The sequence below is a fragment of the Microvirga sp. 2MCAF38 genome (genome assembly GCF_052115485.1).
In the GTDB taxonomy this organism is placed as follows: Bacteria; Pseudomonadota; Alphaproteobacteria; order Rhizobiales; family Beijerinckiaceae; genus Microvirga.
In genome coordinates, this window is sequence record NZ_JBFRGU010000007.1 from 35,280 (window position 1) to 48,443 (window position 13,164).

The 13,164-nt window shown below is 52.0% G+C and carries 10 protein-coding genes; 4 read left to right on the forward strand and 6 right to left on the reverse strand.

Going from position 1 to position 13,164, the window contains the following annotated elements; genetic code table 11:
• Window positions 1–289 precede the first annotated feature (289 nt).
• Window positions 290–553: a GlsB/YeaQ/YmgE family stress response membrane protein gene (locus AB4072_RS15350; protein WP_441969304.1), complete on the reverse strand. Its 264-nt coding sequence runs from the start codon at window positions 551–553 to the stop codon at window positions 290–292.
• 1,105 nt (window positions 554–1,658) lie between these two features.
• Between AB4072_RS15350 and AB4072_RS15355 the strand changes: the two genes are divergently transcribed.
• From AB4072_RS15355 to AB4072_RS15365, 3 genes are all read left to right on the forward strand, one after another.
• Entirely contained in the window at window positions 1,659–3,764 is a 2,106-nt protein-coding gene (locus AB4072_RS15355) for a glycosyltransferase (protein ID WP_441969306.1), read from the forward strand.
• Between the two features lie 133 nt (window positions 3,765–3,897).
• Window positions 3,898–5,325 carry a hypothetical protein gene (locus AB4072_RS15360; RefSeq protein ID WP_441969307.1) on the forward strand — a complete coding sequence of 476 codons (1,428 nt, stop codon included), beginning with the start codon at window positions 3,898–3,900 and terminating at the stop codon, window positions 5,323–5,325.
• 71 nt (window positions 5,326–5,396) lie between these two features.
• Window positions 5,397–6,536, forward strand: a complete 1,140-nt coding sequence (locus tag AB4072_RS15365) for a methyltransferase domain-containing protein (protein WP_441969309.1) — start codon at window positions 5,397–5,399, stop codon at window positions 6,534–6,536.
• A gap of 64 nt (window positions 6,537–6,600) precedes the next feature.
• On the opposite strand, the gene AB4072_RS15370 is transcribed toward AB4072_RS15365, so the two are convergent.
• Genes AB4072_RS15370 through AB4072_RS15380 form a run of 3 tightly spaced genes read right to left on the reverse strand, consistent with a single transcriptional unit; the run spans window position 6,601 to window position 9,267 of the window.
• The gene (locus tag AB4072_RS15370; protein ID WP_441969311.1) at window positions 6,601–7,524 is read right to left on the reverse strand and encodes an NAD-dependent epimerase/dehydratase family protein; all 924 of its coding nucleotides are present in this window, start codon (window positions 7,522–7,524) and stop codon (window positions 6,601–6,603) included.
• 4 nt (window positions 7,525–7,528) lie between these two features.
• The gene (locus AB4072_RS15375) at window positions 7,529–8,245 is read right to left on the reverse strand and encodes a sugar phosphate nucleotidyltransferase (protein WP_441969312.1); all 717 of its coding nucleotides are present in this window, start codon (window positions 8,243–8,245) and stop codon (window positions 7,529–7,531) included.
• 35 nt (window positions 8,246–8,280) lie between these two features.
• Entirely contained in the window at window positions 8,281–9,267 is a 987-nt protein-coding gene (locus AB4072_RS15380) for an SDR family NAD(P)-dependent oxidoreductase (protein WP_441969314.1), read from the reverse strand.
• A gap of 498 nt (window positions 9,268–9,765) precedes the next feature.
• Between AB4072_RS15380 and AB4072_RS15385 the strand changes: the two genes are divergently transcribed.
• Window positions 9,766–11,544, forward strand: a complete 1,779-nt coding sequence (locus tag AB4072_RS15385; protein ID WP_441969316.1) for a glycosyltransferase family 2 protein — start codon at window positions 9,766–9,768, stop codon at window positions 11,542–11,544.
• A 21-nt stretch (window positions 11,545–11,565) separates the two neighbouring features.
• Here AB4072_RS15385 and AB4072_RS15390 read toward each other — a convergent pair whose 3' ends face one another.
• Both AB4072_RS15390 and AB4072_RS15395 read right to left on the reverse strand, forming a co-directional pair.
• Window positions 11,566–12,327 (reverse strand): ABC transporter ATP-binding protein, encoded by a 762-nt coding sequence (locus tag AB4072_RS15390; RefSeq protein WP_441969317.1) that lies wholly within the window; start codon window positions 12,325–12,327, stop codon window positions 11,566–11,568.
• Between the two features lie 26 nt (window positions 12,328–12,353).
• Entirely contained in the window at window positions 12,354–13,139 is a 786-nt protein-coding gene (locus tag AB4072_RS15395) for an ABC transporter permease (protein ID WP_441969319.1), read from the reverse strand.
• Window positions 13,140–13,164: the final 25 nt, after the last annotated feature.

The window sequence follows — 13,164 nt, forward strand, 5'->3', positions numbered from 1 at the left end:
AACTATTCGCGGGGAGAATGATATGAAGCCAGAACAAGCCTCACTCACTGAAGAGAGGATATCGAACCTGTCCGCGATGGAGGGGTCGTCTATGTCGCAGCAGGACTCGGCCTTGCGGCCGCAGCGACAGAACCGCGCCCCAGCCTACCCCTGGCGCTAGCGGCTCATATCTCGCGTGGCGCGGTTGCAAAGGCGACTGTCCGATTAAGGCTGCGTTGTTCGGCGCACTACGGAGACGCCGAGAATAGCCCGGCACGATTAAGCGCGAGCGGATCTCGGCGTCTACCGACTAGATTGTCGTAGAGCTGCGGCCGGCGATAAGCCCCCAGACGAAGAGCACGATCACCGAGCCGACGATGGCTCCAATGAACCCTGCGCCCTCACCCGCCGTGTACCAGCCCAATGCCTGACCGAGATAGGTCGCGACAAAGGCGCCCACGATGCCGAGGATCGTGGTCAAGATGAAGCCGGACGGCTCCCGATCTCCCGGCATGATGAATTTCGCAATGACGCCAGCGACGAAACCGATGATAATGGTCCAGATGATGCCCATGATAGAACCTCGCTCATGTTCTCACAGAGACAACGCGGGGGGGCTGCCAAGGTTGCAATGAATAAATTAGCTTACAGCCCAAGTCGACCATCGATTGCTACGCTTTCGGACGTTTTCGATGACGAGGAGAATACAACGAGAAGGCGCCCTAGCAAGGGCTCGACGTATCTTTTCAGCCTCAATCCCCGTTTCGCTAACGCCGACGACAATATAGCCCATGGTTTAAATCCGCCACTAAGCGGATAGATGGCAAACGAAACCAAAAGCCCTTCTTCAAATGGAGCGACGGGATAGCCTTATGAAGGCTCTCTTATAGCGGGTCGCAACCAGCGTAGAAATGGTCTGTTAGAATCGTACGGACCCCGGTCAGGATTCGGTATCGCCCTCAGCTAGGGGTTCCGACATGTTGACGAATTTCCTGGTGGATGAACCTGTAGAAGAGCGAACTGCCCCGAGTAATCTTGGGCTCAACCATAACGATCCGTCCACCAGGCCGTAAGACGCGAGCGCCTTCGCGCAAAATCCTGATAATCTACTCTTCCGTAAACCGTGATCGCTTCATGATCCGTCCCTTAAAAAGACCGGACTATATTCTCTTGAAAGAATCTCAGGGGCAGGTCAATATCAGCCATCTACATCCCAGCAACATCATCTTCTGGACCTGATTAAATCAAGTGTAGCATTCGTCGCAAGAGTTCCGGGCACCGCGCCCAGCTTCAATCGCAGCGCCAAACAAGAATGCGATGAAGAGCTCAACATCCACATCTCATCACGAAGAAAATTCCCGCCATACAACGCAGTTTAAATCATGCCTTTTAATTTCAAAAAACTATAAGCTCCTATCATAATCTGAATTTCTTAATTTTATTTTGGCCAATATGAAAAGAACATTACTAAAGTATCTTCATAAATTCTAAGCTTATAAAAAATTTACCTGTATTTACAAAATCGACACCATATTTTAACTCGAAATTTTTGCTTCCACGCACCGCCAAGCCCTTCAGGCGTACAATAGCGCCACATCTGACGATAGCAGTGACTCCTGGCAACGCATCATGTTAGAAACTTCGGTTGTGTGCTCCCTTAAAAAATGGCGATGACGAGAATGCCTTCGATTGATGTTTCGCTCATTCTAACTTTGCACCGGGAAGGGCGATACGTCCGTCGCAGTTTGGCATCCCTGGCTGAGGCGGCGACCTACGCCCGCGCCATTGGAATTACAACCGAGCTTGTGGCGGTGTTTGACTGTGCCGATGAGGCTACCCAGAGCGCCTTCAAAAGCTTCGACTTGTCTGCCTTCGCTACCGTTAATGTGCTTCGTGTTTCCAACGGTTCTCTCGGGCCTTCGCGAAATGATGGGTGCGCGGCGGCCTCTGGCACCTATTTGGCCACGGCAGACGCCGATGACCTAGTCTCTTTCAATTACATCGAACGCATGTTCTTTCATGCGGAGCGTGCCGGTCATAAGACCATTCTCGTCCCGCAGTTCCTGTTAGCTTTTGGGACAACCTACCACATAGCGGAATATTCGGATTTGGCGGATATCTCCCCGCTCTCCCTGATCAAGGATCACCCATACCTCTCCAGGGTCTTTTTCCATCGTTCTCTCTTTGATGAATTGAAGTATCAAGATGCGCGCCTAACCAAAGGGTATGCATACGAAGATTGGCACTTCAACTGCAGTGCCATAGCCTTGGGTTACACGTTCAACGCGGCTCAAGAGGTCGTTCTTTTTTATCGTCAACGAAAAGGCGGCCTTTTAAACCAGGCCAATTCGATCTCGACTCGCCAAATTGCGCCATCAATACTATTCCAAGCTGAATATTATCTACCTCAGTGCGCGCCTCACGCTGAGCGCTTTAGGCGCGAGGGAGATTGGCGAACCGATATCAAACCACTTGGAAAAGCCATTCTTGATAATCCGGTCTTTCAAGAGCTCATGCTCGCAGCAAATGCGATCGATCCCGCCATTGAGATCGAGTGCTTTAGGGACGCGGTTTATTTTAACTATCTGTCCTCGGACATCGGCGTTGGCACCGCATATGCGCAACTCTGCCAACTCGTGGGAGATCGCAAATTTGACGAAGTCTTTCTTCTACCGTTTCTGACCGTCGGAGGAGCAGACCGATACATTTTGAACGTCATGCACGAACTGGTTGCGCTGAGGCCCGACGCATCGATTCTCGTGCTATTTGGCGAGCCATTCGAGCGTTATGGATGGCTTGACGAACTGCCTAAGGGAACACTTCACATCAATCTACCGGCTTTATTCCCCAATCTGGGTGATGAGGATCGTGAACTCATCTGCTTCAAGCTGTTGCAAGCGTCCGCTCCGAACGCGCGCATACACGTTAAGTCCAGCTCGTTCGGTCAAAAATTCTTTGCGCGTTTCGCGCCCGTTCTGAAACAGAACGACCCAGTATATTATCGCTTCTCAGATGGTCGAAATTTTTATGACGCGTTTTCGTTTGTCGAGCCCTCCGCTTTCCACTTTGTCTCGGAGCACATCGAATTCCTCGACAAGATTGTCTGCGACAATGCAGGGATCTCTGTCTCCGATCAGAACCGAATACGTATTGCGCCTGAAAAATGGCAGCTTATGTATGCGAAACTCGATATCAAGAAAGAACTCAACGTCGCTCAGTTGGAAGCTTCAAACGCGTCCTTGTCCTTGCTCTGGTTGTCGCGCCTAGATCGAGAGAAGCGCCCGAGCCTTCTTTTGAAAATCGCGAAGCTTCTAGCCAAGCGTTTACCTGATGTCCGCATTGACTTGTTCGGCAGCGCAACACTTGACGATCTAGATGCAACTAGCCTTTTCGATCAGCCAAACGTTCACTATCATGGCAAATTTGAAAGCTTCGAGGACGTTCAAGCTGGGAACTACTTTTGTTTCTTGTACACTTCGCTTTTCGATGGCATGCCGACTGTTCTGCTAGAAATGGCTGAGGCTGGTTGCCCCATTATCGCCCCTTCGGTTGGCGGGGTCCCGGAACTGATTCACGATCGCGAAACCGGGGTTCTAATCACTTGCGCGGGAAACGACGATGTTGACGCAGAACTTTACGTTGCCGCCGTCGAAACTCTCTATGCCGAGCCACACCTTCGAAAGAAATGTGCCGTTCAAGCATTCGCGCTCGTTGAGGAGCGTCACTCGGCGAAGAACTATAGTTCCGCAGCTGCAATGATTTTTGGTTCAAAAACGGGAAGCTAGGCAACTAGAACCGTTCAATTGCAATTTCGCCGTCACCTAGAATAGCAGAGATTGAATATCGCCTATGCCAAACATCGATGTGTCTATCATCCTGACATTTCATAGAGAAGGCAAATACGTCGCTAGGACGCTCATGGCTCTTTCCGAAGCGGCGGACTTTGCGAGATCTCAGGGTATTGGGGTAGAACTCGTCGCGGTACTCGATCGCACAGACTCTGCGACCAAAAGTGCGTTCGAGAATTCCGACCTCGCTGCGTTTGCGGCCGTGCAGGCGCTCTATGTCGACCTAGGTTCGGTGAGTTTAGCTCGCAACGAAGGTTGCTCCGTGGCCAGGGGGCGATATTTCGAGATCGCAGATGGTGACGATATCATACCCTTCTCGAACATAGCTCGCATGTACTTTGAAGCGGAGCGCCTCGGAGAGCAGGCGATTATAGTGCCTCAAATATTGATGGGCTTTGGAAAAAACTATCATGTTGTAGAGTATTTCAATCAAGATGAAATTTTTGCTCCCGCTTTGATTAAGTACCATCTTTTTACATCAAAGATTTTTTTCCCCCGGTCACTCTTTGAGGTACTTCAATACAAAGACGTACCTCTTTCAAATGGATACGCCTACGAAGATTGGCACTTCAACTGTGAAGCGATAGGTCTTGGATTCAAGTTCAAAGTAGCAGAGAACACAATTCTCTTTTACCGACAAAGACAAAACAGCCGAAATCACGAAGCTGATCGTATTTCGGCTCGGCAAATCCCGCCGTCACGTCTATTTACGCCGAAGACGTATTTGCGGATATTCAATGACGCTATTTCTCAATTTAAAGAATCAGCTGAGCTTTATCGATCTGGAAGCTCGAAGATTCGTGGAAAAAAAATACTTGAAGATCAAGACATTCGCCTCGCCATGAGCCGCGCGAACGCTATAGAGCCCGCAATTGAGCTCGGGCGTTATTACTGGGATTGCCAAGGATATTTCTCAACAATACATGTCCCACCTGAAATCGGCGTTGACTATTACACGTTATGCGAGCTCGTGGGAGCGGATACATTTACTGAAGTCGTTTTTTTGCCAGATCGACTCAAAAATCTGCAGGACACGGCAATTTTTGCTCCGCTTAGAGACAGTAAAGATGCTACCTCAAACAGTCGTATCCTCGTATTTTTCGAGTCCTCCAGCATCGCACCGGAATGGGTCGAAAATCTACCTCCCTTTGTAACCCCTATCAATCTTCGAGTTTTATTTCCAAAACAAAGCAGCGAAGATCTTGAGCTCATGTGTCTGAAGATCATTCAATCATGCGCTCCCTCCGCTCGTCTTCATGTATCTTCGATGGGCTTCGCTGGTAATTTTGTTACTCGCTTTTCCGCCTTGCTCAACGAATTCAAAATAATCTACTATCAATTGATCCAGGAACTTAAGTCGGACTCTATGCTTCCGTTCGTTGAGCCTACAGAGTTTACATTTGTGGCAGAGAATCTGGAGATCTTCGATTCCATTGTTGGGCCAAATGGCAACCTTCAAGCTCTTGATCGGCGTCTGATGCTGGGATACGGGCAGTAGCTCGGTAGAAGCGTTGCAAAAATCACATTGTGCGCCCTAGTGCTTTAGATGCGCCAGCTTATGAGACGAGAATGTCTGACGAACGTATCCATTTTGAAGGGGCGTCCTCCGCGTACAACGCAATGTTGGCCGCAGAGCACGTTGCACGCTATTATTGCGTGCGAGATTTGTGCCGGGGCAAGCGGGTGCTGGACGTCGCTTGCGGAGAAGGCTATGGCAGCTTTCTACTGGCAGAGTGGGGAGCTGCTGAAGTTGTTGGAGTTGATATTTCCTCCGAGGCCGTAGCAACTGCTGAGCGGGTGTTTGGCAGAGAAAATATTTCCTTCGTGCAAGGAGATGCCTGCAAGTTGCACGATACGCTGCGCGATGCAGATCCTTTCGACCTCATTGTGTCCTTTGAAACTTTGGAGCACGTGCCCGACGTGGGGGGCCTCCTCTCGGGGTTCCTACAATTCCGCACAGAGAATGGTGCTATAGTTGTCAGTTGCCCCAATGATCAGGTTGAGGAGACGAAAAATCCTTATCATTTGGGTATCTATACTTTCGACGAATTACAGAAAATTACGACGAGCATTCTTGGTCCTGCTACACAGTGGCTCTTTGGCACCCCAACCCAAGGCTACATGCTTTATCCTGCCGGCCACGCGCAGATGGAGAATGTTTCTGGGCATATGTCTTTGGCACTGCAGTGCGCTGAGATTGAGGCTAGCGCAGCCGTACCAGCCCAATCAAATATCGCACCAAATAAAGAGAGTTGCCGTTTTTTCATAGGGGCTTGGGGTACAAAGCTGCCTCATACAGCCATTGTCGCCCCGCTGTCATTCCACGCCTTCATGGAACCTTGGCTTGCTATAACTTTCTTTAAGGAACAAAATAGTTTTTTACTTGAACGGAGTGAAGCGAAGGACAAAGCCGAAAAAGAACTCGCGAATGTGCGGAGAAGAGGTTTGTTTTACGCCCGCCAAGCAAACATTTTGCGCGACCAAATTGAACAGATCAGAGATGAGTACGCGACAGGCATCGATGTACTGCGCAATGAATATAACGCTCAATCCGATGAGTTGACGCGATGGTACGAGTTTCAACAGTCCCGCTCGTATAAGGCATCTCAACTTTATCAACGCGTTCTTAAATCGCGTGGCCTTGGTTCGGCCTTGAGGCTAGCGCGTAGAATTGCAGCAAAACTTGTGCGCTCTTTTCGTCCTTGTTAGAAGCAGGTAGGTATCTAATATCAAGCAATAATTTCTAACTTTAGAGGATGCAGTTTTGCGTCTGCTATTTTAAATTTCTTTTTCTGGCCTCGCTCAAAATTCCAAAAAGGACATCTTCAAAGCGAGGCAAAGATGGTGAGAGTCCCAAGCTTCTAATCTTAGTCGGATCACCGATGAAGCGCCTGAGTGGGTTCGTCCCATGGCTTGCTCGTGATTGCATGATTTTGACCGGTATCCCGGAAATTCGAACAAGAGCATCCGTCAATTCAGCTAGGTTCAAGCCGTAACCAGAGCAAACATTGACCACGTTTCCACTGATGCGAGAAGTAAAGGCCAAATCAACAATGAGACGCGTGGCCTCGGTTACATCCAGAAAATCGCGCTCACTATCCAAGTCGCCGGTTCGCAGAATTCCGCCAGCATTTCCCATACCGGCAATTTGGGCAGCAAAACTACCGAGCGCCAAATGCTCCGGCATGCCGGGTCCGATAATATTGAACAGGCGCGCAACGACGACCGGAACTCCCTTCTCAAAAGCCGCCAATCCGTGATGCGTCTGTGCTAACTTCGTGATGCCATACGGAGTAGCCGGTCTGCAGGGCCAATCCTCCGAGACGGGGAATTTATCTGGAGGAACGTAGCCATACTCTGCTGCACTACCCGCCAAAACAACGACAGGAGGGGATGGCAACTTCTCGGCCGCTTGCAGAAGATTTGCTGCGTAGATAACGTTGGCGCGATAAAGATCTGCGACAGACGGAGCGGACGTTCGCCCCGCCAAGTGAAATACCATCGTAGGTGAGGCACTCTGTAGAACCTCAAAAATATCAGTTACCTCGGCGCCGCCCGCAAGCACGACCTGCTGCGTCGCGCAACAAACAACGTCCTCCCGTCGATTGACCGCCAGCGTCTCGACGCCCCGCTGATGAAGCTCAACAAGAAGATGCCGCCCGAAAAAGCCGCTCGCTCCAGTAACGACTGCGCGCATCGATTCACTCGGGTAGGAAGAGTTGCCGCTCATCGGCGAACATCTTTTGCGCCTGAGCGTAATCGTCAGGTCGACCTATATCCAGCCAAAAGCAATTTTCTTGCTTGTAACACTGAACATGCTTTTGCCCTGCGACTAGGATCTTCACGAGATCAGGCATATCAAGATGTACGTTTGGTCGGAGGTAGGGCCGTACAGATGAGGGTTTGAGCACATAGAGCCCCATACTCACCAGATGTTTGTATGTGGGCTTTTCACGGTAGCCGACAAGACGCATCTGTTCGTCTGTCTCAACCAAGCCGAAATCGATCCTAATTTCTCTTTCGTACAATCCGACGGAAGCGTCGGCGCCTGTTTCATGATGGGTCGCGACCATACGACCGATATCCAACGTCGTCAGCAGGTCTCCATTGGTGACGATAAAGTTGTCATCGATCTGGTCGATGATGGCCCCCAGGGGGCCAGCCGTCCCCAAGGGCGAATCCTCAAGGCTGTAGTCGATCTTAAGACCGAACCTTGATCCGTCGCCGCAAAACGCCCGGATGAGATGATGCAGGTGATTGACGGCGAGAATCACTTCGGTGACGCCGGCGCTGCGCAGTTGATGAAGAAGAAGCTCGATTACAGGCATATCGCCGAGCGGCATCAACGGCTTCGGAAATACTGCAGTGTACGGTTGGAGGCGGGTTCCCTTGCCCCCCGCCATAACGACAGCCTTCATGATTGGACCACCCTAATTCAAAAATGTCTGGCCGCTCAAACGGTATAGGTATTTGTACGATAAAGATTGATGTGGCGCGTGACGAACTCGATGCTTTGTGTGAGACCGGCGTCGAGCTCCACCCGCGGGCGCCAACCCATCAACTGGTCAGCCTTCGAATTATCGGAGATGAGCTTCATTACCTCGCTCTTCTCCGGCCGCATGCGCTCCGCATCCTGCACGATGGGCTTGTTCACTCCCATCAAGGACAGGATACGCTGGGCAAAGTCACCGATACTGTATGTGCTGCCAGTGCCGAGATTGATGGTCTCACCTTCGATTCCAGGCGTCGTCGCCGCCGCGATGAACCCGGCGACCGTATCAGCAACGAATGTCATGTCGCGCTGAGGCGTCAGAGATCCTAACTTGATCGTATCCGCCTGAAGTGCCTGGGAAATGATCGTCGGAATGAAGGCACGCGTCGACTGGCGTGGGCCATAGGTGTTGAATGGCCGCAGGGTTACGACACCAGTCCCGAAGGAACGATAATAGCTCTCAGCAATCTTGTCGGCGCCTATCTTCGACGCTGAATAGGGCGACTGCCCCTGGAGCGGATGGCTCTCGTCGATCGGCGAGGTTATCGCCGTACCGTAAACCTCCGACGTGCTCGTATGCACGACACGCCCCACGGCGAAGCGCCTTGCCGCCTCAAGCACGTTGAGCGTACCCTCGACATTCGTTCTGATGTAGCTACGGGGCGCGACGTAAGAATATGGTATCGCAATCAGAGCTGCGAGGTGGCAAACGGCGTCCACTCCTTCGACGGAGCGAAAGACGAAATCGCTGTCTTCAATGTTGCCCGCGACGACGCGAAAGTTCTTCTTGATCTCGGGATCCAGAAACTCAAGATTTCCCCAGCTTGAGGACGAGCCGTATCGCACCATCGCGGTGACATCGAAGCCATCGCGCACCAGCGCCTCGACAAGATGGCTCCCGATGAACCCACCTGCTCCCGTCACCAATATTTTCTTGTTGGTCGTCATACCACTCTCATTCGAACGGATCGCGATGCGACCTACGGCCCTTCGCACCGGAATTTGTCACTTTGGTTCGTGTACGTCACACGCCAAGGCACGTCAATGCTCAAGCAATATTCACTCAAACCGAAATTCAAGCTTAAGGAAGAACGTCAAAAGCAAGTATCATTGTCAAAATGCAGTCAACTAGACATCTTAACCTACGCTAAAGCCGATAGAAATTTATTTATGGTGGATGGTCACACAAGAATTTTCATATTTTTCAATTGATTTCTTTCAAATAGTTAAGATTTATTTGAAAAAGCATGACCACGCTCTGGGGCTCTGCCGCCCCGGGCCCGATGCCTTGGCGAGGAAGATCGATGTCTTTGCGACCAAATGACCCGTCAGGCCGAGCAGCGAACTCCCCCCGGAGAGGGCTAGCCTCTACTATTGACCGTTGTCCGACCGTGCCCAATAAAGCCGGGGAACTTTCACGACAGCCAGTCATAGCAGGGATTTGCGTTGAGTAGCGAACTGCCGCCGTTTGATGCATCCGTCATTCTCAACATGCACCGAGAGGCGACGGTTTTGAAGCCGACCTTGCTTTCGCTGGCGAAAGCGGTGCGTGTTGCGGCCGGCGCGGGGCTGCGAACGGAACTGGTCGCGGTATTTGACCGCTCTGATGACGCCACGCGCGACGTATTCAACTCGTTTGACCTGTCAGATTTTGCCGACGTCCAAATCATCGAATCGGATAACGGCTCCCTCGGACTTTCGAGGAATGATGGTATCGACAGGGCTCGCGGCGAATATTTGCTGACGTCAGACGCCGACGATCTGATTTCGGACACATACATTCTCGAAACGCTTAAATACGTCAGAACCCGCGAGAAGAACTCTCTGTATTTTCCTCAATATGTGCTCGCATTCGGAAGTCTTTACTACATTACGAACCAAAGAGACCTAGAGGAAGTAACGCCCCTGGCGTTTATTGATATGCACCCGTACATATCGAGAATATGTGCGCACTACACAATTTTTAAGACAGTTCGCTATGACGATCTGCATCTCAACTCGGGTTATGCCTACGAAGACTGGCATTTCAATGCGGAAGCAATCGCGCATGGCATCTCCCTCAGGGTGGTTCCAGGCACTATTCTTTTCTACCGCCAGAGCCCGGGCAGTCTGGTTCGCGCCGCTGCCGCGACTTCGACAAAGCAGATTTCTCCAACAAAGCTCTTCGAACCGGATGTTTATCTTAAGGTCTGTGCCCCGTACTATGCCGCCCTGTCACGAATGGCGGAAACCTGGACCCGCGCCGCTCCGGCATATTCCGATCCCCTGACGGATAAAGAAATCATTCGCATCGTCCAGGCCGCGAATGCCATCGAGCCGGAAATCGATCTTCCAAAATTCAAACAGTTACAGACCTATTCAAACGCCTCGTCCCATCTGGAAGCCGGCCTCGCATATTATGAGATCTGTGAGGTCGCGATGGGGAAGTGCTTTCGTGAGGTCGCGCTACTGCCGGACGCTTCACTGAGCGAAGCCAGTACGCGCGTTTTGGATGCCCTTCATGAACGTTATCGCCAGGATCCTCTGGCCGATGTATTGGTTATATTCGGCGACCGCTACGGGGACACGCGTTTGATGGAGGATCTTCCTCCGAATGCGGTTCCTGTCGATATCGGTTTTATCGGCCACAAACTGGACAACGTGAAACGCGGTCTCCTCGCGCTGAAACTGATCGAAGCAAGCGCCGCGGGTGCGCGCCTCCATCTACTCGCATCTCCATTCGCTGATGCATTTCTATCGAGCTTCCGACCAATCCTCTCTCAATTCGAGTGCGTCTACCACCGCTCCGGCGACAGCGAGAGCCTATACGAGCGGCGCCATCAAGGGTGCGTCTCATCGAGCGATCGGGCATCGAAAACGGGGCAGAGCGAGCGTAACATCACCCTCGCAAAAAAATCAGAAGAGCGTCTGATCGATCTGAGACGAGTCAATGTCATCACTCAGCGTGAACTCGAACGGAGATATCGCGAACAGGTCGCTGCCTTTGAGGTAGAGCTATCCCTTCTAAGGGACCAAAATGATAGTCTGCTGAGCGCGAATACCACCCTTCAGGACTTTCAGAGGCAAGTGACATCCTCCCGCGCACATCGATTGGCGAGCGGATATCTGAAATTCACACAAAGAAACGCGTACTTTGTCAGACTTACCCGCCCCTTACGTCGGTTGGTGGGCGCCAGCATCAGGCTGGTTAGGAAGGTTGTGGCCCGACACACTGATCAATATTGATCAGTCTCACCTGTGGCCCGGCTATGCCACCGACGCGCCGACAATCTCATCGTAGCTATCGAAAGCCTGCTCGATCGGGCCGTCGAACATCAAACGACCGCGCTGAAGCACAAGCCCGCGCGTGCAGAACTTTTTCAGCATCGCCGGATCATGCGAGGAAAGAACCACGATCGGTGCGCGCTCGATGAAGCTGGCAAGGCGCTTGTTTGCTTTGGCGAGAAAAGCGGCGTCGCCTGCACCGATGCCCTCATCGACGAGGAGAATATCGGCATTGACGGCGGTCGAAACGGCAAAGGCGAGTCGTGCGACCATACCGGCGGAATAGGTGCGGATCGGCATGTCGAGAAACTCGCCCAGTTCGGAGAATTCGGCGATCTCGTCCGCCTGCTGCTCGATCTCGGGACGCGTCAATCCGAGATAGAGTCCGCGCAGCAGGATGTTCTCATAGCCTGTCGAGTCTTGATCCATGCCGAAAGCCGTGTCGAAGAGGGCAGCGACCCGACCTTTCACATCCATGGTGCCTGACGCAGGATGATAGATGCCGGCCATGACGCGCAAAAGCGTGCTCTTCCCGCTACCATTGTGACCGATCAGTGCGACACGATCGCCGGGACCGAATTTGAAATTCACGCCGTCGAGCGCCTGAATTTCCACGTATCGGGCCGACTTGCCGGCGACGCGTCCGCCGGTCGTCCGCGCCAAGAGCTGATTCTTGATCGAACGGGCCGATGAGGTGAACACCGGGTAGCTGACGCTAACGTCACGAGCTTCGACAATAGCCATGGTAAACTCCGCAGTCGGGCGAGACGCTAGATCCAGTAGGCGAGTTTGCTTCTGGAACGGGCATAGGTGGTGAGGGCCACAGTCCAGCCGACAACCGCCATCAAAATGCAAGCCGTCCAAATGCCAACCGACGGCGATGTGCCGAGGATTGGAATGCGGACAACTTCAAGGAGATAAGTGAACGGATTGATATAGGCGACCCAGCGACGGCCCTCCGGCAGAAAGCTGACCTGCCAGAAAACGGGTGTTCCAAGGAAAAGCGCCGGAACGAAGGTTTGAATAATAACCGGAATGTCGCGGAAGCGAGCGCCGATCGAGCCCAGCAGCAGCGCCATCCAAATCAAATTCAGAACGACGAGCATGAGCGCCGGAAAAACCAACAGCGTCGCCCATGTCAATTGGACCTGGGCGAAGATCATCACAAGAACGATGACGGTGGCGTTGTGCAGAAGATAAATTCCTTGCTGCCAGACCAGCCTGAAGACGTGCAGTGGCAACGGCGCGGGAATCTGTTTGATCGTAGCGCTTGATGAAATGAAAACACTCGATCCGTCGACCAGGCAACTAGCAATGAAGCCCCAGATGATCAAACCCGAGGCCGCGAGTGGCATGAAGGTCTTAATATCCTGGCGAAACAGGCCCGAATAAACGAGAGACATGAACCCGATGACGATCGCGCTCGCCAGGGTGATCCAGAAAGGGCCCAGGATTGAACGACGATAGCGCTGCCGCACATCGTGCCAGCCGAGAAACAGCCAGAGATCGGCCCGCTTCAGACTATCAATAATATCGGTGATCGCAGCCTTGATCATTTCATAAAACCTAGGGGGTGGAGCC

Excerpts from the sequence above, each read along its gene's own strand:
- AB4072_RS15380 (WP_441969314.1), bottom strand. The coding sequence starts at position 9,267 with ATGACGACCAACAAGAAAATATTGGTGACGGGAGCAGGTGGGTTCATC.
- AB4072_RS15365 (WP_441969309.1), top strand. The coding sequence starts at position 5,397 with ATGTCTGACGAACGTATCCATTTTGAAGGGGCGTCCTCCGCGTACAAC.
- AB4072_RS15360 (WP_441969307.1), top strand. The coding sequence starts at position 3,898 with ATGGCTCTTTCCGAAGCGGCGGACTTTGCGAGATCTCAGGGTATTGGG.
- AB4072_RS15395 (WP_441969319.1), bottom strand. The coding sequence starts at position 13,139 with ATGATCAAGGCTGCGATCACCGATATTATTGATAGTCTGAAGCGGGCC.
- AB4072_RS15355 (WP_441969306.1), top strand. The coding sequence starts at position 1,659 with ATGCCTTCGATTGATGTTTCGCTCATTCTAACTTTGCACCGGGAAGGG.
- AB4072_RS15370 (WP_441969311.1), bottom strand. The coding sequence starts at position 7,524 with ATGCGCGCAGTCGTTACTGGAGCGAGCGGCTTTTTCGGGCGGCATCTT.
- AB4072_RS15350 (WP_441969304.1), bottom strand. The coding sequence starts at position 553 with ATGGGCATCATCTGGACCATTATCATCGGTTTCGTCGCTGGCGTCATT.
- AB4072_RS15375 (WP_441969312.1), bottom strand. The coding sequence starts at position 8,245 with ATGAAGGCTGTCGTTATGGCGGGGGGCAAGGGAACCCGCCTCCAACCG.
- AB4072_RS15390 (WP_441969317.1), bottom strand. The coding sequence starts at position 12,327 with ATGGCTATTGTCGAAGCTCGTGACGTTAGCGTCAGCTACCCGGTGTTC.